This window comes from Alkalihalobacillus pseudalcaliphilus, from assembly GCF_028610675.1.
In the GTDB taxonomy this organism is placed as follows: domain Bacteria; phylum Bacillota; class Bacilli; order Bacillales; family Bacillaceae_D; genus Alkalihalobacillus; species Alkalihalobacillus pseudalcaliphilus.
Genome location: NZ_JAQQWS010000001.1, coordinates 615,447 through 634,971 on the forward strand (window position 1 = coordinate 615,447; position 19,525 = coordinate 634,971).

General features: G+C 34.6%; 17 protein-coding genes. 4 read left to right on the forward strand and 13 right to left on the reverse strand.

Annotated features, from left to right (window positions below; genetic code table 11):
• Positions 1-30: 30 nt before the first annotated feature.
• On the reverse strand, positions 31-1,269 hold the full coding sequence (locus PQ479_RS02995; RefSeq protein ID WP_047989087.1) for an MFS transporter: 1,239 nt from the start codon (positions 1,267-1,269) through the stop codon (positions 31-33).
• Between the two features lie 125 nt (positions 1,270-1,394).
• Here PQ479_RS02995 and PQ479_RS03000 point away from each other — a divergent pair, with 125 nt between their 5' ends.
• Positions 1,395-3,158 (forward strand): ABC transporter substrate-binding protein, encoded by a 1,764-nt coding sequence (locus PQ479_RS03000; protein WP_047989086.1) that lies wholly within the window; start codon positions 1,395-1,397, stop codon positions 3,156-3,158.
• A gap of 834 nt (positions 3,159-3,992) precedes the next feature.
• Here the strand turns inward: PQ479_RS03000 and PQ479_RS03005 are convergent.
• The 4 genes from PQ479_RS03005 to PQ479_RS03020 all read right to left on the reverse strand — a co-directional run bounded on the left by PQ479_RS03005 (position 3,993) and on the right by PQ479_RS03020 (position 7,226).
• The gene (locus PQ479_RS03005) at positions 3,993-4,250 is read right to left on the reverse strand and encodes a hypothetical protein (RefSeq protein ID WP_047989085.1); all 258 of its coding nucleotides are present in this window, start codon (positions 4,248-4,250) and stop codon (positions 3,993-3,995) included.
• 538 nt (positions 4,251-4,788) lie between these two features.
• Positions 4,789-5,091, reverse strand: coding sequence for a hypothetical protein (locus PQ479_RS03010; protein WP_047989083.1), 303 nt, complete (start codon positions 5,089-5,091; stop codon positions 4,789-4,791).
• The gene (locus PQ479_RS03015; protein WP_273716752.1) at positions 5,078-6,514 is read right to left on the reverse strand and encodes a hypothetical protein; all 1,437 of its coding nucleotides are present in this window, start codon (positions 6,512-6,514) and stop codon (positions 5,078-5,080) included. Before PQ479_RS03015 ends, PQ479_RS03010 begins: the two co-directional genes overlap by 14 nt.
• Positions 6,492-7,226 carry an ABC transporter ATP-binding protein gene (locus PQ479_RS03020; RefSeq protein ID WP_047989081.1) on the reverse strand — a complete coding sequence of 245 codons (735 nt, stop codon included), beginning with the start codon at positions 7,224-7,226 and terminating at the stop codon, positions 6,492-6,494. Before PQ479_RS03020 ends, PQ479_RS03015 begins: the two co-directional genes overlap by 23 nt.
• A gap of 1,472 nt (positions 7,227-8,698) precedes the next feature.
• On the opposite strand from PQ479_RS03020, the gene PQ479_RS03025 reads away from it, so the two are divergent.
• Both PQ479_RS03025 and PQ479_RS03030 read left to right on the forward strand, forming a co-directional pair.
• Positions 8,699-9,031 carry a hypothetical protein gene (locus PQ479_RS03025; protein ID WP_047989080.1) on the forward strand — a complete coding sequence of 111 codons (333 nt, stop codon included), beginning with the start codon at positions 8,699-8,701 and terminating at the stop codon, positions 9,029-9,031.
• Between the two features lie 216 nt (positions 9,032-9,247).
• A complete protein-coding gene (locus PQ479_RS03030) occupies positions 9,248-9,829 on the forward strand; it encodes a hypothetical protein (protein ID WP_047989079.1) in 582 nt (193 codons plus the stop codon).
• Between the two features lie 619 nt (positions 9,830-10,448).
• Here PQ479_RS03030 and PQ479_RS03035 read toward each other — a convergent pair.
• The 3 genes from PQ479_RS03035 to PQ479_RS03045 form a co-directional block, all read right to left on the reverse strand.
• Positions 10,449-11,048, reverse strand: coding sequence for a GNAT family N-acetyltransferase (locus PQ479_RS03035; protein WP_047989078.1), 600 nt, complete (start codon positions 11,046-11,048; stop codon positions 10,449-10,451).
• A gap of 398 nt (positions 11,049-11,446) precedes the next feature.
• Complete coding sequence (locus tag PQ479_RS03040) at positions 11,447-12,385, reverse strand: MBL fold metallo-hydrolase (protein WP_047989077.1); 939 nt, start codon at positions 12,383-12,385, stop codon at positions 11,447-11,449.
• 98 nt (positions 12,386-12,483) lie between these two features.
• Positions 12,484-13,155: an NAD(P)H-binding protein gene (locus PQ479_RS03045; protein WP_047989076.1), complete on the reverse strand. Its 672-nt coding sequence runs from the start codon at positions 13,153-13,155 to the stop codon at positions 12,484-12,486.
• Between the two features lie 159 nt (positions 13,156-13,314).
• Here PQ479_RS03045 and PQ479_RS03050 point away from each other — a divergent pair, with 159 nt between their 5' ends.
• Positions 13,315-14,139, forward strand: coding sequence for an aldo/keto reductase (locus tag PQ479_RS03050; protein ID WP_047989075.1), 825 nt, complete (start codon positions 13,315-13,317; stop codon positions 14,137-14,139).
• A gap of 46 nt (positions 14,140-14,185) precedes the next feature.
• Here the strand turns inward: PQ479_RS03050 and PQ479_RS03055 are convergent, their stop codons facing one another.
• The 5 genes from PQ479_RS03055 to PQ479_RS03075 all read right to left on the reverse strand — a co-directional run bounded on the left by PQ479_RS03055 (position 14,186) and on the right by PQ479_RS03075 (position 19,314).
• On the reverse strand, positions 14,186-14,479 hold the full coding sequence (locus PQ479_RS03055; RefSeq protein ID WP_047989074.1) for a HesB/YadR/YfhF family protein: 294 nt from the start codon (positions 14,477-14,479) through the stop codon (positions 14,186-14,188).
• 70 nt (positions 14,480-14,549) lie between these two features.
• Complete coding sequence (locus PQ479_RS03060; protein WP_047989073.1) at positions 14,550-15,053, reverse strand: flavin reductase family protein; 504 nt, start codon at positions 15,051-15,053, stop codon at positions 14,550-14,552.
• A gap of 684 nt (positions 15,054-15,737) precedes the next feature.
• Positions 15,738-16,463 (reverse strand): MOSC domain-containing protein, encoded by a 726-nt coding sequence (locus PQ479_RS03065; RefSeq protein ID WP_047989071.1) that lies wholly within the window; start codon positions 16,461-16,463, stop codon positions 15,738-15,740.
• A gap of 12 nt (positions 16,464-16,475) precedes the next feature.
• Positions 16,476-17,396, reverse strand: a complete 921-nt coding sequence (locus PQ479_RS03070; RefSeq protein ID WP_047989070.1) for a phosphotransferase — start codon at positions 17,394-17,396, stop codon at positions 16,476-16,478.
• 100 nt (positions 17,397-17,496) lie between these two features.
• Complete coding sequence (locus PQ479_RS03075; protein ID WP_047989069.1) at positions 17,497-19,314, reverse strand: UbiD family decarboxylase; 1,818 nt, start codon at positions 19,312-19,314, stop codon at positions 17,497-17,499.
• Positions 19,315-19,525 lie beyond the last annotated feature (211 nt).

The following is a 19,525-nucleotide window of genomic DNA, read 5'->3' on the forward strand; positions in this document are numbered from 1 at the left end:
GTTTTTGTGCCCATATAGATGCGGGGCTCATTATTTCAACTGATAAAAAGTGGTCCGAATGAGACTTACAAAGATAGCCAAAATGATACAAGCTGTCATCATAAATAAGGTTTGAACTTGAAACCACTCTACCCATAAGCCCCCGAGTAAAAAACCGATCGGCATAGCGAGTTTCATTAAAGTGGATGAGGTACCAGCTACCCTTCCTAACAAATGATTAGGCGTAAACTCTTGTCGAATCGCCAAATAATTGATGTTAATAATGGTCACCGCAAAAGTGCGTAACATGAGCGTAATACCTATAAACCACCAGATTTGAGCAAATAATAATAATATAAAACCTGTCACATCAATCAATAAAGCATAGGTGAACATTTTACCTCTTGGAAGAAATGTTGCTACTTTCTTAATCAAAACAGCTCCAACTAATCCACCAATGGCGCCTAAACTCATCATATATCCAACTTCTACCTCAGTCGTACCTAACGTGTCTACAGCAAAAAAGATTAAAACTCCCATTGTCATACTTGAAGCTAAATTTATAAAGAGAATCGCGATCGTTGGTGTTAGTAATGTTTTATTTGCAAATAGCTCTTTAAGGCCCTCCAATAGGTCCTTCCAGAAAGAAAAGGTGCTTTGTTGTCTCGGGCGCTCAGATACCTTCATATTTAATATAAAAAAACCCATCAATAACACGAGCAATAATTGAACAAAAAATAAGCCAGTGAAGCTTGAAAGGACCAAAAATATGCCGACAACACCTGGTCCAATCATACTAATAAATGTACTCGTAAAACTCAATTTTGCATTGGCTTCAGTTAAAAACCGTTTATCCATCAATTGTGGGATAATAGAGTGTAAGGCGTTTCCATAAAAATAACCAGAACTCGCAAAAAGAAAGCCTAATAAAAATAAAGACCACAGCTGCAATTGACCCGTAAATAGCGAAAAGGTGATTAATCCGATAGCAAATCCTTTTAAAATAATCGCCCAGCTCATAATTAATTTTCTCTTAAACCTGTCGACGATGACCCCAGCAATCATTCCTAAAAAAACATTTGGAAGTATTTCCATCACTCTCATTCCACTCATAGCCAATGCACTTTGAGACATTGAATAAATGAGAAGTGGCATCACAATATTATATATTTGAAATCCAATTCCAGATGAAATTTGACTGGCCCATAATAAGAGGAAATTTTTATTTCTCCATAAAGTAGGCTCACTACCATTAATCAACACACGATTCTCTAGCTGTTTGACCCCCATTAATATGTCACTCCCTTATTTTTTCTTTCTATTCTCACTATTTCATGATACAAATAAAAAAGAGGAAGAAAAAGAGCATAAATTAAGCAGAAAAAATATCACCTTTTCTTTGTGGAGGTACAACTATGAGGTTAGCTCAGCATTACGTGACTTTATGTCAATCAATAAAAGGAACTTCGATTAAAATTTATATATCTGAAATTGCGAATATCCTACAATGTACAGAACGTTATGCGAAATCACTTTTAAAGCAAATGGGCGCCAAGCAATGGCTACAATGGCTACCTAGTGCTGGTAGGTCAAAGCCATCAACTCTTATACTTGTAAAAACATTAGAGGACATGCAGCAAATTCAGGTTCAATTCCTTATTGAAAAAGGAAAAACAGATGAAGCAATGAAATATCTTAAAGACAATGGCTGGGATCATAAACAAATCGTGGAGATACTTGGAAACCAAATGATTTGGTCAAGGAAAAATGGAGTAGATTCACTAAGCTATCCCTATTATCGACCCATACGTACCTTAATACCTTTTGAAGCGGCCACTAGACATGAAGGTCAGCTCATTCAACATATATTCAACCCATTAGTGCGATACAATCATAGAACCCATGAATTTATCCCTGAACTCATTCAATATTGGCAGTGTTTAGAAGATGGGACAAAATGGCGCTTTTATGTAAGGAAAGGCGTACTTTTTCATAATCATAAACGTTTGACAGCTCAAACGATTATCGAAAATTTTCATCTTTGGCAATTGAAATGGTCTGGTTGGAACCAAAAGCTCTTAAAACAAATCGAATCGATAGAGGTCCATTCAGAAACGGCTTTTACGGTCCAGCTAACAAAGCCCAATTATTTGTTCTTACACCTATTTTCAGACAAAAATGCCATGATTATCGATACTCAAAGCTATCGTCAGGATATACGACATTATCAATGGCATCCAATTGGTACGGGGCCTTACCAAATCAAAAAACATTTGAAAGACCAGATTACCTTACATGCGTTTCAAAACTATTACGGGTATCAACCATCTTTGGACCAAATTCATTTATTTTCTCTCCCTACCCCTCCTTACAAAAAAAGAAAAGTTTATTTTCAGATTACAAGCGAGGAGACGAAAAGTACTACGACATATGAAACATATCAACCAGAGTTAGGTGGAACCTTTCTATTTGTAAACCATCAAAAAAAAGGAAAACATCAGCAGCCTGAATTTAGAAAAATGCTTTCTTATGCGATTGACCGTCAGCAGCTTTTTCAAAATCACCCCAGCCATGACGTTTGGTTTCCGGATAGTCTCATTGATGAACATGCTTCACCACTTAGACAAAAGGTAAATGACTCTAAAGCTAAACAATGGTTTAAAGAGAACGGATTTATCGGAGAGACTATCCGATTAACTTCAACGAATTTAGCACATGATGCTTATTTCAAATATGAATTGAAGGTTTTTAGACAACTTTTTAAAGAACTAGGAATTCATTTGGAGACTAACATTGTGAATATTGAAGAGTTAGAAAACCCGGAAAAGCTTAGTCAAACAGATATTCTCATTTCCGGTATAATGGTTGGAGAAAACAGATTAGTTTCGCTCTTAAACTTATTTACTGCTCGTCGGTCATTTCTTTATAACACCTTACCCACTCATATACAAACCGTCATAAACGAAATGGTTGAAAAAGTTATATCCAGTCGTTCTACTTTTGACGCCTATGCTGAAATACGAAAGTTAGAGGCCTTTCTATTAGAGCATGATTATATGATTTTTCTTTACCAACGTCTTATTTCTTCAAAAGTAGTAGCTGATTCCAAACTAGCAGGTATAGAATTAAACCACTATAGTCGACTTAATTATGAAAAACTCTGGTATAAAATAGAGTAACTAGAAGACACTCCACCTTTTTAAGTAAGGTCGGTGTATAAAAAAAGAATGAAAACAATTAAACCGACTTCACAGACAACAACTGAAAAGTTAGAACAACGTGTTTCTTCATTTGAGCAATAAAATGCAGAGCTGACGACAAAAATTAAATGGTAAGAGGAATGTCATGAAATGCGTCTATAAAAAAAGTAAGCCAATTCTTGATGTTTATTCAGTTTGGATATGCCAAGGCAAGACATTAAGTACTGTCGCAATCAGTGGGATAAGCTAAAGGCATTCTTGGAAGATAGTTACGTTTGATAAATCCTCATAGAAAAAATTTATTGGAACGAAAAAACGAAGGAAAATCAAAGGTAAGACAGAGCTCCCATAAATACATGACAGACTCCAATTTGAGAATGTGTTTTATAAAATTAAAAAAAGTGTTATAATAAAAGTTATGTAGATGCTATTCAAGAGTATAAAAGTAAGAATTTCGGTAATATTAATAAAGAGTGATTGGATTAATTAAAGTGGATCAGGGTATTGAATTAATCAGTTAATTTGAACGTAGTAGGCTGTTTGAAAATTTAAGTAATGTTATTGTCACATTAGAGCAACTCTCATTAATCTATCTATATATGGTTATTTCAGATATGGGATATCACTACTTAAATTTATTACTCATTGACAATAATGATAGACAGAACGATTCATTTTTTGAAAGTGATCACTTATATCGATTCCTGTTTACTTATGTTTCATTGGACACTCTTCTAGATTTAATTGTAGGAATTTAACCGAAAAGTGTCCACGAAACTTTACTAGCATTAAATTAGCAAATAGTTTACTTTTCTATCGTAGACAGCCTACTCCAATTTGCCCTACATTTCCTTTTTTCCAGTCAACACCGTAGTACGAATAACCTTTTTGCATACAGAAAATACTTGCTGCTGTTATTACTATTATTGCGATAGCAGCTAACACAATTAATGAAACAATAAACCAGAATGGTGGACCATTATATCCCTGTGTCCAATTTTCAATCCATTGCATAATCTTATCTTTTGCGCTCTCTTTCTTAACATATAAATTCGACATGATATAATTCATTGTTTTTCACCTCCTTTCAAAAGATAATAAATCACTTCTTTTAATATCATACTCCCATCTTTAAAAAAAGGTAGGATACTGAAAATATGACATGCATAGGAGAAAATAAGTAAATCCATAAAAAAGCTTTCCAGAGACAACCATTGTTTAATTAAGTATAGAAATACAGCTATAAGAAAGCATACTATCGGACCAGAACATGCAATAAGAATGGATTTATAGCCATGTACTTTATCACAAGGAATTATACTAAAATGATTTGAATTAATTTTTATTCTAATATGACTGTTATTTGTAATTTTTTTTATAAATAATATATGCATATACTCATGTATGCTAATTGATAATATTCCACCTAAAAGATAGGTTAACGTGTATAAAATAATGTTAACTTTTATATAAAGTAATAATAATGAAGCAATAAAGAAAAAGATAAAGAAATAATTGCACCATTTCATATAAATTAGAACGTACTTAATAACATCAATAAATTTGATAGCATTAATATCATTTTTTTTATCTACCATAATCTTTTACTTTACGTTTTGTCTTTTCTTTTTTTTTCTAAATAGACCTTAGTTAAAATTAAATACAAAATCCAAAAAAAGATAGTCGTTAAAATAATAGGTGCTAAATTATCAGTATTCACCCCTAGAGTTGTATATAAATCCCAGTCTGCGGTATTTTCCTCCACATTCACAAACACTGTGTTGAAAAATGAAGTTTTATATCCAGCTTCATCTTGAGTAAACATCAGCGTTATCAAACTAAATACTAAAATTACTATCGTACTTATCACAGCTATCACTAGAGTTCCAATGATAATATTAACTTTCTTCATGTAAAAACTCCTCTTTTAGTTTTATTAATCCCAAACAACTTATATATATAACGAAAATATATAAAATCAGCATTAATATGCTATTGTACAGATTTGATAAATCTAAGAATTGTAATATTAATGATATAAACCCTGAAATTATTACCATTATTAAAAATCCAATAAACGGTGAGAATGGGTTGTCCTTTTTTGCCGGGAATAAAATTCCAATTAAAGTTGCAAGTATAATTATTAAAACTAATTGACCAAAAATAATTAGAGTATCATAAAGATTAAAGTTACCTTTATTTATAAGAAGCCCTAATATCAATATTGGTAATGACGTTATTAATATATATATATATTGACTGGTAATTAGATTTAGATAATCTTTAATTGCACTATAGTTAAATCTATAGTAATTTATTCTAATTGCATCAGTTTGAGTATAAATATAGAGTCCTGATGTAGTTACTAAAAACATGGCATATAATGGATTCAATATATCTAGAAAAAGTAAAGAGATTGCTAAAAAATAGGCAATTATAAGAATTGTTAGGTTTTCCACTCTTCTCGATATTTGTAAAATATATAAATTAAACATAGTTAGTCTAAATTTAATAGGCTGTTTAATTTTTATATAATGATTATCTTCTGAACCGAAATTATTTGGGATATAAAGAATGAACAGTAATAGTAAAAAACTGATTGTTACAAAAATTAAGAATGTAACAACAAACCCATAATTACTATACATTTCTATATAAAATTGGGACCAGTGACTAAAATCAGCAGTGTTATAATTTATATTAGTTATAGACTTCACTATATCTAGATATAATATTACCAATATAACTATAAAACCTAGAATTGAAACGAGAGAACTTACTTTTTCTAATTTAATTACATTTAATGTATATAGAATTATAGAATTAATTAATTGTAATAATAAATATCCTGTTAAACTTGTAAAAATAACTGTACAAATTAGTAAAGGAATATAGTGAATGTCAGTGCGTAATACTATTGCAATAATAACGGCCATACTAATTAGAAAAATAATGGTTAAAGACATAAGCAATTCAAAAAATATGAATGAACTATTTCTTTCATTATGTGTAATTGGCAACTGATTTGTTATATTTAAGAAATCCCCTTTTTTCAGGAAAATAATTCTAGTAAAAAGGAATATAATCATCGTCCAAACGATAATATTTACACCTTGCATTTTAATAACAAAATATATAAAGTTAATTTGTCCAGAAACATCGGTGTCATCTAAAAAAAAATATAGAAAAACTGTGCTTACCGTAATAGTTACTGCTATAGCAATAAAGATGAGAACTTTAAATATTTTCTCTTTTAATATACCCACACTTAGTATTCTTCTTGAAATAAATAAGAAATATAGCTTTTGTAAATTAAAAATATTTTTCAATTTCATTTTTCATGCCCTCATAATCTATTAGTTCTTTAAAAACATTCGTTAAACTAGAACCAATTTTGAGAATATTTTCAATAAAATCATCAATGTATATTACACCATTATTTATAAGTAACACCCTATATCCTATCTCTTCAACTAGTTCTAAATCATGGGTACACATTATTATGGAACCACCACGTCGTTTGTATTGTTCAAATAATAGTTTGGTTGCTTCTTTTGCTTCTACATCGATACCATTCAATGTTTCATCAATAATAATAATTTTATTATTAATCATAAATGCACTAACTAATTGAATCTTTTTCCTCATTCCATGAGAGTAACTTTCTATCAATTGATCTAATTTAGAATCTAATGAATAATACTCTGCTAAACGAGATAACTTTTCTTTGTCCAATGATGTATCATAAAAATCACATATCATTTCTATATATTCTTTCCCTGTTAAAAAATCCGGTAAAAAATCCTCACTAGATAAATATATAATTTCTTTTTTAGCCGATGGATTATCATGAGAAGTTTTATTAATGGTAATAGACCCCTCTTGAATTTTAATTAAATCTACTATTAACTTAATAAGCGTTGTTTTTCCACTTCCATTAGGACCAGCAATTGTTAATAGTTCTCCCTTATTTACCTTAAAACTAACGTTGTTTAGAACCGTATTTTTTTTTGTGTAACAATAAGTAATATTCTGAATATTAAGCATACAACCCTCCTACATGTTCAATTATGAATATATTTTTCCACTTGTAAGTTAAGTGCTTTATTATATGAAACTATACAATGGTGTTACTGTACTATCACTATTATATCAAAATTACAATTTATTACAACTGTTAATTTCCATTTTTTATAAAAAAATGGAAATTATCCCAAATACTATTTGCTACATTATAACAATCATCATAGTTAGACTCTCTATCAAATGATTTTTCAAACTTGAATTACATCGGCAATTTTGAATACGGCCAACGGAATAAACCACCTCTGCCATCTTATTTACCACCGAGTGACAAATATTTTACCCTCTTACGCCATCAATTTACCATTGCCACCCATAATTCATATTAATGGTAATTGCAACCGCTTCTGCACACCTTTACATGGAGATGTGGTCATGTTAGGCTCCGTTGCCAGGCAATCCACTGCCAGTACACTTGACCATAGAGGCTCCAAGTCAAAGCACCTCGAGTAAAGGAATTATTAATATAGATTATCACGTCTGTTGATTATCTAATTTCTACCAAAAAACGAATGTAAAAAGAGGTCCCTCTTGTACAGTGTAGTTACCACACCAACATTTACGAAACGAGGAATCTCTCACGAACAAAATACCACGTCCCACAAATTAATTCAAAACTTTCTTTCAAAAGTAGAACTTTAGGCGATTTTTACGGAGTTCAACCACACCGATACAGCCAGAAAATGCACGGTTTCTACAGTTATTTCGAATTTGATTAGTGCTCCAACAAATGAATTGAAAAGTTTGCGTCACGCAGCCGATGTCGGCCCAAGTATTGGACTCATTTCCACTGCATTCGTCACTGTCAAAGCACATGAAAGCACTTGCTTACGCCATTATAAAGCGTATTTTTTTACGTCATTGTTGACAAGTATCGTGCTACACGTGTAGTTAAAGATGACAAAGATGCTTCTTTCGATTGATTCGAAAACGATCACTGTTGACAAAACACGCTTACCATGGGCAGTTTATCATGGCGAACGTTCAGGCATAAATTGCATGTCAGCTTGAAAAACGAAACGGCGCTGCCTCTTCAAATCGTTTGAAACAACAGGGCTCAACCATGACGCTCCCGTTGGAGTAAGCCTTGAGGATAAGCGCTCTTTCCTCGTTTGTGATCGTAAGTAATTTTCAATTTAGTCTCCTTGTGTGATAACTTATTTGTCTAAATTATACTTAAGTCGTTATCGAAATATGGAATACACATTTGATGTGATTGAGCATTATTTTGCCGTTTTCATGTTTCAGCCTTTCCCATCTAGTTTAATTGGATATCTTACCTATTCTTTTTTCTTCCAATTTTGGGCTTGTTCAACTTGGACAAATCATAAAATATGACATAAAATGGTCAAATAGCTTGTTTCTCTTTCTTAAAGGGATTAGTAGTATATAATGATTACATACATCGTTCGACATTTTAAATGGGAGGGATTCTCTTGAACCCTATACTATTGATTGTTATTTGTGTAGCTTTTATCGTTTCGGTTGTAACTAGTTTAATCGTGATGAAAATGAAAAATCATAAGTATATCGCATTAGCTGTTTCATCTGCTATCACTGCGTTTATTTTAGTTTCAGCTACACCAATCGTTTACAGTCTTGACAATGGCATTTTTCAAAATCAGTCTATACCATTCTTCATCAATTTAGGGATTTATAACTTAATTTATTTTATCCCCGTCATCGTATTAATTAACTATGTTTTGATTCATGTGATGAATGCGAAAAAGAATCCAAAGTCAGAGCAACATAATCATGAGAATAATTAAATATCTGAAACATGCAGGATTTCACAGTGTGTGAATGGAAAGTAAATGTTCAAGGAATTGAGCATTTATTTTTTTGTCTTTTGCTTTAAACTTAGACATTTTGACATAAATTAGAGAAATTCAAGCGATAATCTATGTATTTCGGATAAAATGATGAAAAAAGTTATAGTTCCCTTTAAAGATATGGTAAACTTTTAAATGGTAAGGGAGGTCAAAATGAAAAAGATACTATTTTTGATTCTATGTGGCATTGTCCTTTCTGGATGTGTTGATACTACTCAACCTAACGATAGCTTAGATTTTCAAGAGCAAATAAGTGAGTTATTAGAAGAGAATCGAGACTTACGAACAGAAAATAGAGAATTAGAAGAAAAACTAAATGCCAAAGATATTGAGTATGATATTGCGACAGATGCCTTGCGTCAGCAATTAAATAATCGTGAAGATCATATTGAGGAACTAGAAGCTGAGCTTGGGTTACTAGACCCTACTCTACCCCATTCTGATGTTTTACAATTGTTATTAAATTATTCTTTCGAAATTTTTTATGCTTATCATACAAATAATGAGATGATGATTGATTATTTAATCACAGATGAATCTGAGTTATTATCAATTGATGACGAAGAATTTACGTTTTCACTTGAAACGCTCGTTTTTGAAGATATTTCTGTTTTAGAAGAGGATATGGTGGAAGTTATCTTTGCTGAAGTGAATGATAAGAGTCAAATTAACTACCGGTTCGTATTTGAAAAGTATGAAGACCAGTGGAAATTAGTTAACTTTACTAGACAATAAACACGGAAAACAGAGTTCATGCTGACTCTGTTTTTTTGTATGGTAGTTACATGGGTGGTGCTCATCTTCGAAGATCGCTCCGGGAATGGGGGGCACGCTTTCCGCAGGCGGGCGCTGAGCTAACTTGCTAACGCAAGTGGATTTCAGCCTGCCCTTTCCTCCTGCAGGAGTCGGCCTCCCCATTCCCTCCGCTCGGGTTGGTGCAGGCTTCTTGGGTCGTACACTTCTCATACAAAATAGATGAATGAAATGTAATAAAAACTAACAAACACCAAAAAGCAAAGGCATATGAATATGAACAAAATGCCACCAGTTGAAGAGCAAAAACCTGCTTTCATTCCTGTTGGTGATGAGTTGCTTAGCAAGTCATCATGGCAGTTTTGTATGAGAGTTGACTAACGCTGGAATGCGGAGCACTAATTGCCGCTACCGAAAATCATGCTCCGAGACAATCACGTGGATCTGAGCTAACTGGCTACGCCAGTTAGCTCAGATCTGCCACTACGTCCCATGGGGTCTCCGAATGACTCGCCCTCTGGGCTACTGCTGATTCTCAAGTTCAAAACCGCCTTAAAAGTGAGTTCCTTTTAACATGTGATCTATATTGGTCTGGACTTCTCTAACGTTTGCCAGCCCATTCCTTCTTATCAAGTTTATAATAGTTATATTTTTCGTTATTAATCTCGATAATACTCTGAAAGTTAAAACCACATTTTTGTATTACCTTATTTGACGGAACGTTATTTAAAAGAGCAATAGCACTAAGCACTTTAACGTTCGTACTCTCAAATAAATAATTAATCACTCCTTGTGAAGCTTGGGTTGTGAATCCTTTACCTCTATGACCCTTAGAAATTGCATACATGATTTCTCGATTTGGCTGTGGCAATTCACCTTTAATTCCTGAACAACACCAACCGATAAATTCTCCTGTCTCTTTCAAGATAATTCCTAATCGAAGACGGAGTTCACCAATGTCTTCACTTTTGGATACAGCATTCAAAAACTGTTTGTTCTCTGGAATTTCATAGTTGATAAACCAATCTTTCCTTTGCTCTTTCGATACGTTCCAGCCTGGCAAAAATTCATGTATTTCAGGTTGCCAGGTGAGTGAATGAAAATCATCTAAATCAGTTACTAAAAATTCTCGTAGAATTACATCCTTACATTCAATCGTAAAAATGTTTTCTTTGGAATCGGAACGAGCATTTGTGTTCATAATACATCTCCCTGTATAAAAACTGTACTAATGTCTATAATACCTCTCTAAGTGAATCATATTGCGATGTTAAAGTCACTATAATTGTTATTTATTTTAACAACAATATTTAAGGAAACAGCCTTATGGAAAGATTAAGAGAGTTTATTTTAGGAGGACTTGGGAAATCGACCGGTGGATGGGATTGACATGATGGGCTTGATTATAAATAGGAACAGATTTTCAGGGAGAATGTCTTACTTTTCTTATAAAAGAGAGACTTACACTTTTTTTCGGGGTTTCTAATTCTACGCAAAGAACAGAAATTACACATACTAATTTCTGTTCTACTCACGCATTCTGTTAGATGTTGAAATGAGATTTCACTTCATACTATAAGAAGCTTGATGATCGGTTAGTTATGAATTTATATAGGTGTTTAACCCTGCTTTCACCTCTAATTGAACCATACCTTCTTCTTGCAGGTATTTCATTCTTGCCATCGTTGTAATAAATGGACCAAAAAAGCGACTTGGTTTTGTTGGCTTATATTGTTTCATCACGATTTCTGCTATCGTCATGTCTTTGTCAGATAAGAGTGTTAAAATCTCCTCGAGTCTTCTTTCATGCCCTGCTTTAATTTCTAAAGCTCTTTTTTGCACATCTTCAAAAATCATGCCATGTCCAGGTAAGCATAACTTTGTTGGATAAGATTGGATAATATCAAGGGATTGCAAGTATTGTTTCATTGAATTTTCATTTGGATAAATGAACGAAAAATAAATAATCGGTGAAATATCTTGAAGAATATGGTCACCAGCGATTAGTATTTCTTTTTCATGATTATAAAAGCAATAGTGATCAGATGAATGACCCGGAGTCCAAATAGCTACAAAGCGCTCATCCCCAATCATAATCTGCTCATGATTTTCAAAAACATAATCAGGTGTAAACTGATAAGGTGTTGGATCGAGTGATAACAGTTCTGTTGGTACCTTTTGACCACCATTTTTAATAACTAGCTCTTCTAAAATGGAAGGGTCAATCTCGCTTGACTGAATGAGCTGAATTTCTTCATAACCATGCCTTGACATATGAATCGGAATCGAATGTTCACGTTGAAACCATTCAGCTAAACCGACATGGTCAGGGTGAATATGTGTTAACACTACCTTTTCAATATGTATACCACTTCTGATAACTTCTTGCCATAAAAGAATGGATTCCTCCGCTTCACTCCCTGTATCAATAACGGTATAGCCATTCTCACCTTTAAATAAATAGCTATTCACTTCTCGAATCCCAAAAGGAAACGTAACTTGTAACAAAAATATATTCTCGGCAATTTTTTTAAGCATAACAAGACCTCCTTAGATGTAAAAAAAGAGACAGACTAGTCTCCTTTTATATATTCCATCTTTATATGAGTGATCCCTGCTTTTTATGTGCAAAATCTCTATTCCTTAATAATTTTTGAGAATGATGCTATTTGGGCTGGCTTATACACATGAGTTCCTGACTCTTGCTGCTTTGCTTTTACGAGCATCGCGTGTGCTACTTGTTCCGCCTTTAATCCAAAAGATGCTTTTAATGGCTGAGGTACTGCCCAAGACAATCCATGAAATAGCTTTATTGCCATTTGCTCGCCTAATCGAAATTCTTCGCGTTCCCCTACTAATAATGATGGTCTAAAAATAGAGAGCTGGTGAAGTTCTAATTTTCTTAACTTAGCTTCTAACTCACCTTTTATACGGGAATAAAAAATGGACGAATCAGCATTAGCACCTGTAGCACTAATAAGCATACAACGTTTCAAACCATGGGCTTGTGCTAGTTTTACTGTATTCAATGTGTATAACACGTCTATTTCGTACATCACGTCCTTAGACTTCGCCTTTTTAATCGTTGTCCCTAAACACCCAAATAGATCATCTATAGATTCATTTGGAAAACTACCTTCTAATTGACGAAAGTCTACATAGATTACATTTAATTTAGGATGTTTGATAGATATAGGCCTCCTGACAAGTGCCGTTACTTTTTCATAATGCCTGCTATCTAAAAGTAGGGGCAACAGTTTCGAACCTACAAGTCCAGTTGCTCCAATGATCATTGCATGTTTAGTCATTTTTTCACCTCATCTTAAATTTCAGGCCATGTAAAGGCCAAATTCATTTACTTAAAATTTTTAAATAGATACATATATTTTAAGTTTCTAATCATTTGAATTATAATGTAAAGTATTAAAACGGATTTGCTTTATCATTACACGGAAAGGGTGTTCACTATGGAAATGGTACAACTAAATAACAATGTACTCATGCCTCAACTAGGATTCGGTGTTTTTAAAGTTGGTAACGCGGAAGCTGAAAAGGCGGTCAGCGAAGCTTTAAGAATAGGTTACCGCTCTATTGATACAGCCACCGTTTATGGAAATGAATCAGGTGTCGGTCAAGCGATTTCCAAATCTGGCATTGAGCGGGAGCAGCTATTTATTACGACTAAAGTTTGGAATTCAGACCAAGGGTATGAAAATACGTTAGCCGCTTTTAATCAAAGCCTGGACAAGCTGAAATTAGATTATGTTGATCTTTACCTGATTCACTGGCCAACACCTAAGTATGATTTATACATCGAGACATATAAAGCTTTAGAAAAATTATATCAAGAAGGTCGCATTCGTGCTATTGGTGTAAGTAATTTTGAGGTTGAACACCTTGAGAGGATTATCAATGAATGTTCAATTACTCCTGCTGTTAACCAAGTTGAATGTCATCCCTACTTCACACAGAAAGAGTTAAAGTCTTTTTGTTCGGAAAAAACAATAGCCTTTGAAGCATGGAGCCCGCTTCAACGAGGGCGAGAATTATTACAAGATCCTGCACTTTACGAAATAGCTTCTGTAAAAAAGAAAACAGTCGCACAAATTGTTTTACGTTGGCATTTACAGGAAAACTCTATTGTTATCCCTAAATCCGTTACACCAGCAAGAATTCTAGAAAATCTTCAAGTATTTGATTTTGAATTATCACCCGAAGAAATGAACATCATTGATCAATTAAATAAAAATGAGCGCTGTGGCTCTAATCCACATACAAATAACAGAAGGTAATTTCAGAAAAAAAGCTGAGCATATCGTTGCTCAGCTTTTTTTCTCCTTATTTTTTGTAATCAAACGACAGCTCATCTTCATTTGAATCATAATCCACATATAAATCGTGTCCATCAAAAAACCAGAGATGCGTTTCTTCTACATAAAAAGTTACGCCATTTTTTTCTGTTTGTACAGCGATATCAATTGGTTGACTTTCTTTCGCAAATGCTAGGGCGTAATTTTCTTGGATCGGGCTTGTGCCATAGATTTGCGAATAAAATTTGATTTTATCATCTTTGTCCATTCCGAAATCTTCTTTAAACCAACTGGCAGCAGCCTCACTTACTACAATCTTCACTGTGATCGTCCTTCCTTTTAATGAAACCTGCTTTTAGTCTTGGTCCATTAGCATTTACTAAAATAGGATATTATTTTACACTATAAAATTCTGATGGGATTGGTCCGAATGTCCGTTTATGATATAAAAGTGGTTCTTTTTTTCCACTATCTATTTCAACTACTTTACCAATTAGAATCATATGGTCTCCTGCCTCTACTCGGTTAAAGACTTCACATTCAAACACACCAGCTACATTTTTTAAAACTGGAACACCAAATTTTGATTGTTCCCACTCTGTATTTGCAAAACGATCATCGACCCTTGAAGCAAATAAAGTACAAACATCAGCTTGGTCAGATGCTAAAACATTAACCGCAAATTTATTAGTCGTTGTAAATACATCAAACGAAGATACTCGCTTGTCTATCGACCATAAAATCAGTAATGGATCAATCGAGACGGATGCGAAAGAATTAACCGTTAACCCTAATGGTACACCATCCTCCGTATTCGTCGTAACAACTGTAACACCAGTTGGATAATTTCCCATTACTTCTTTAAATAACTCAACATTCTTTGATGTATCGCTCATGTAAAGCTCTCCCTCCAACAATCATTTTGCTAAACTCTAGACTTTTTATACATAAATGTTTAAAAACTTCATGTAAATCATAGCACACTAAAACCAAGAATGCATGCACACTGCTCACAAACACTGGACTTTATATGACCACTAGCCTTTTGCAGTTCGAATAAAGTTTGCTTGCGATAAATTCTCGTGAAACATCTTCTTCGCTCTAACACTTCCCCCACTCCACGGACGAAATATATGAGACTACAGAGGGACATCATGTAGAAAGTTTGAAATCAGCTGGCTACGCCGATCACCTCAGCAACCCCCGTAGGACGCGAAGCATAATTTTCATAAGCGACGAGTTTAACTTATCATAACAGACCAACTTCTATACAAAACCCACATGGCGAAGCCCCATTTACTTCGCCACCAACAAACACGAAATTGGCGTTAGCCTTTAACTGGTGTAACTTCATTCATTTTGATTTTGTTCTTTTTCATTTTGATAGAATTGTGTTGAATTACTTTTTTGAATTAGTGAAATTACAGCAACCCAGCGGACGAAAATATGCGGAGACTCCCGCGGGAAGTAGTGGCAGAGCTGAGATCCAGCGGCTGCGTCGATTAGTTCAGCGCCACCCCGCAGGACGCGAAGCATAATTTTCGGTAGCGACGAGTAACGCTCCATGTTCGCACCAACTTTCATATCAAACCAATCGCGTCCCCCTCTTGTACCTCACCCGTCTGAATAACACGCGCATATTGCCCAAAGAAATGACCACGATTCTTCACAATATGTTTCAAATATCGCGAATCCCTTTGCCCGCTTTCCGGATCAACATTTATGATTGAACACCGCTCACACTCACGTACAAACTCCACTTGCACCTCAGAGCCAATTTGAATCACTTTTCCATATAGCTCCTCTTCCGATATCTCTAATCGATCAAGAGTATAAATAAAATTCGGACGAAATCGCTCAGCATGAATCGATTGTATCTGGAGTTCGTTCGCTAATTGATTAAGACTCCGTTGCGATACAAATAGTAAATGCTCCTCTTCAATAGCACCTAGAGGCACATCATCGACTTCATACTGAATAAATCGGATCGGCCTTTTCGCTTTCGCTTCTAAAACCTCTAAAGTTGACGGATCCCCCCAATAAAATAACTGCTCCTGTTGTAAATCTAGCTCTAATTCAGGGTATTCATCTAATGAATCCTCTGATACAAATCGAGCTGAATAAGTAGCCATTTCAGGAAATTGAGTAATCGTTAAAAATTTCTCTCCCCTTGATTGATCAATAATCGCATGACTACGATCGCCATATAAACCATAATTCATAACCCTAATCACCCGAACATGGTCTCCAGAAAAAGATTTAACGGGATAACGTATTATTCGATCAATTTGACCTATTTTAAGCATAAAACGGCTCCTTTATAAATGATATTTCGGACCTGACACCATAAGAGAAATAAGACTTTGGAATAATAATCGCTGCTCTTCTCGTTCCCAATCTTCATCCAATTCAGCTAGCATCCACATTACTTCATCAAGGAAAATATGTTCCAAGCAAAGAGTCCACAATTTTTTATCCTGTTCACTAATAAAATGCCAAGAGCGATACCCGTCTAAAAATAAATTCCATTCACGCTCCGTAAAGACCCGATGTGGAGCTTGTTCATGCTCATTATGAAAAAGCCATAGAACTAAAGCTAAATCAAATACTTGTGGAACCCACCTCGCATGATCAGGGTCAATAAGGACGGGTTTGTTTTGATAAATTAAATTATTCGCTTTAAAGTCATACGGTGTTGCTAACCATCTCACAGGTGCCTCGCTAAGAATTTTTTGGTTCTGAACAGCCTGTAATAATCGTTCCTGTAGTCGGTCTGCCTCTGTATGTAATTGAAATTTCTCTATATAATTTTGAATGGCTTCCATACTTTCCAACACTTCTTGTTCATTAAAATCAAACACTGAATAGACAGGGAGATCAAAATGGTTATTGATAGGGGAATGTTTATGAAGCTTGCCTAACAATTGACCAGCTTGAATAATCTCTTCATCTTTCCCCGAATATGAAGTCCCCTCAATAAATGGATAAACTACATAACAATCTTCTCCCAGTTCTTGCGGGTTTTTCGCATCATTTAATTCCAACGCCTTCACAACATCAATTTGTTTTGATTGTAAGAAAGTTAAATACTTCTGTAGATTTTCTGCTTTTTCTAATGGATAAGCGGTTCTTTTGATAATTTGTTCTCCAAACTTATATACAGGAGAAAATGGATAAATACTAATCGGTTCTTCTTTTGTTTTTAAATTAAATTTCTCTAATACCTCTTTGCCCTTCACAATAAAACTCCCCTTCCTATCCCAAATAATAACATAATATTCTTACAAAAGTGACGATAAGAAAACAACCTCACTGATGAACGTAAGGTTGTTCCATTGATTACTTTTTTAATTGTTGATGCTCATAAAAACGCTCTAAACCGATAAGTACCTCTCGGTTTGGAATCAATGGCGGTGCATGGTGTGGCTTTCTTCTACTATCAATAATTAAATTGTCACAACCCCAGTGCTTATGCAAATAAGTGGCATTCACACCATATATGTCGGTTGCTGGATTACTTCTCGTAAATGTCGCCCAAAGGAAATTACTCAAGTTCTCGGCAATAAATGCGCTGTCATCCGCGATAATAATTAAAGGACATTGTTCGATTCCATGTAACTTTTCGAGTTCTTCTGCTACTTGGACCATTTCTTTTTGAGTATGCTCGTAATCTTCAAATGCAGCGATTTCAATGGCGATGATACCGGGCTGGACGTAACGAGCGTTTTTTAAGAGTGGATGTTCAACAAATGAAGTCGGCAGCTGTTGACAAAGTGTCCGCTTCCTATCACCTGCAGCAGCGAAAACGACTTTACTACCTTGGTTAATACCTGTTCCTGTGTAATCAAGCGTATCAATCGTTGTATTCGTCTGAAAATGAATATCTCTTTGCAAATCAATTCTTTCTAATATATAGGAAAAGAATTCAACTTCACGGTGAGTTGAGAGCTCAATATTTTCTTCTGCGGCAATAAATAAATATTTAGCTAAACTTAAATGACTAGTGCCTAGTATTCGATTAGCAATGGTCAAAATTTCCTGTGGTTGCTCTAGTTTCTGATACGGCGTATATCGCTCATAGCCGATAGCAAGTAAAAGGGGGTGGACACCCGCTGCATCAACAGCATGGACTTCTTTTACACCCGGAATCTCTGCTTTTACAGCACCACCTGTCATCTCGTGGATAATATCACCAAAAGATGTATCCTCTTGTGGTGGACGTCCTACCACGGTAAACGGCCAAACTCCATTTTCTTTTGCATAGACTTTATGAATCTTTAAAACAGGGAATTCATGAACTAAGCTATAATAACCTAAATGATCACCAAAAGGTCCCTCTGGCTTCGTTTCATTCGGATATATTTCTCCTGTAATAACAAAATCTGCATCATGACTTATACAATATCCATCCACATAACTATAACGAAACCTCCTGCCTGCTAATAAGCCCGCAAAAGTCATTTCACTAAAGCCCTCCGGAAGTGGCATTACGGCCGCTAACGTATGTGCTGGGTGTCCCCCTACAAAAATACTGACTTTTAAAGGGTCACCTTTTTTCACTGCATTTGCTTGATGCACCCCTATCCCGCGATGAATTTGATAGTGAAGCCCCACCTCTTTATTCACTTCATATTCATTGCCACTCATCTGCACACGATACATGCCTAGATTTGCTTTCATAATACCAGGATTATCAGGGTCCTCTGAATAAACTTGCGGAAGTGTAATAAAGGCTCCTCCATCATCTGGCCAAGATTTAATCTGAGGTAAATCAGAGATTTTTATTTCTTTAAAATTGCTAGGTAAACCCTTCTTCTGAACAGGCAATGCTTTCGTCGCCGGTATACCTGAACGAACATGCTTGAATGGGTTTTTTAAGACACTCATTGGATCATTTCTTACAGCAATAACAGCTTGAGTCTGCTCTATTGTTTTACGAAAAATAAATTTACTACGTTCAACCGTTCCAAATAGATTTGAAACAGCTGGAAATTCCGAACCTTTCACATTTTCAAAATAAAGGGCTGGTCCATTTTCTGCGTACACCCTTAAATGCAAGGCAGCCATTTCTAGATTAGGGTCTACCTCTTCTTTAATACGAATGAGATGCCCTGCTTTCTCTAAGTCTAAAATACATTCTTGTAAGTTTTTATACATCTAAAAAACCCCTAATTATTAAGTCTTATACCAGTATTATATCGTGTTTGTAGGATATTGTCTCATTTTATCATTTGGCTGTAGGGTGTCTATTTTATGAATAATTACGGTACATGAAATTTTTATTTCCTTACTATCTCTTTCTTTAACTTTTTAACAATAGTTAGGTGTTTTAAGAAAACAAAAGCTAGCCGCACCATTGGCACAAGCT

What these genes read in the sequence shown, in the direction of transcription:
- PQ479_RS02995 (WP_047989087.1), bottom strand. Translation starts at nt 1,269, where the DNA reads ATGGGGGTCAAACAGCTAGAGAATCGTGTGTTGATTAATGGTAGTGAG.
- PQ479_RS03050 (WP_047989075.1), top strand. Translation starts at nt 13,315, where the DNA reads ATGGAAATGGTACAACTAAATAACAATGTACTCATGCCTCAACTAGGA.
- PQ479_RS03010 (WP_047989083.1), bottom strand. Translation starts at nt 5,091, where the DNA reads ATGAAGAAAGTTAATATTATCATTGGAACTCTAGTGATAGCTGTGATA.
- PQ479_RS03035 (WP_047989078.1), bottom strand. Translation starts at nt 11,048, where the DNA reads ATGAACACAAATGCTCGTTCCGATTCCAAAGAAAACATTTTTACGATT.
- PQ479_RS03000 (WP_047989086.1), top strand. Translation starts at nt 1,395, where the DNA reads ATGAGGTTAGCTCAGCATTACGTGACTTTATGTCAATCAATAAAAGGA.
- PQ479_RS03060 (WP_047989073.1), bottom strand. Translation starts at nt 15,053, where the DNA reads ATGAGCGATACATCAAAGAATGTTGAGTTATTTAAAGAAGTAATGGGA.
- PQ479_RS03005 (WP_047989085.1), bottom strand. Translation starts at nt 4,250, where the DNA reads ATGAATTATATCATGTCGAATTTATATGTTAAGAAAGAGAGCGCAAAA.
- PQ479_RS03020 (WP_047989081.1), bottom strand. Translation starts at nt 7,226, where the DNA reads ATGCTTAATATTCAGAATATTACTTATTGTTACACAAAAAAAAATACG.
- PQ479_RS03065 (WP_047989071.1), bottom strand. Translation starts at nt 16,463, where the DNA reads ATGCTTAAAATAGGTCAAATTGATCGAATAATACGTTATCCCGTTAAA.
- PQ479_RS03030 (WP_047989079.1), top strand. Translation starts at nt 9,248, where the DNA reads ATGAAAAAGATACTATTTTTGATTCTATGTGGCATTGTCCTTTCTGGA.
- PQ479_RS03040 (WP_047989077.1), bottom strand. Translation starts at nt 12,385, where the DNA reads ATGCTTAAAAAAATTGCCGAGAATATATTTTTGTTACAAGTTACGTTT.
- PQ479_RS03045 (WP_047989076.1), bottom strand. Translation starts at nt 13,155, where the DNA reads ATGACTAAACATGCAATGATCATTGGAGCAACTGGACTTGTAGGTTCG.
- PQ479_RS03015 (WP_273716752.1), bottom strand. Translation starts at nt 6,514, where the DNA reads ATGAAATTGAAAAATATTTTTAATTTACAAAAGCTATATTTCTTATTT.
- PQ479_RS03075 (WP_047989069.1), bottom strand. Translation starts at nt 19,314, where the DNA reads ATGTATAAAAACTTACAAGAATGTATTTTAGACTTAGAGAAAGCAGGG.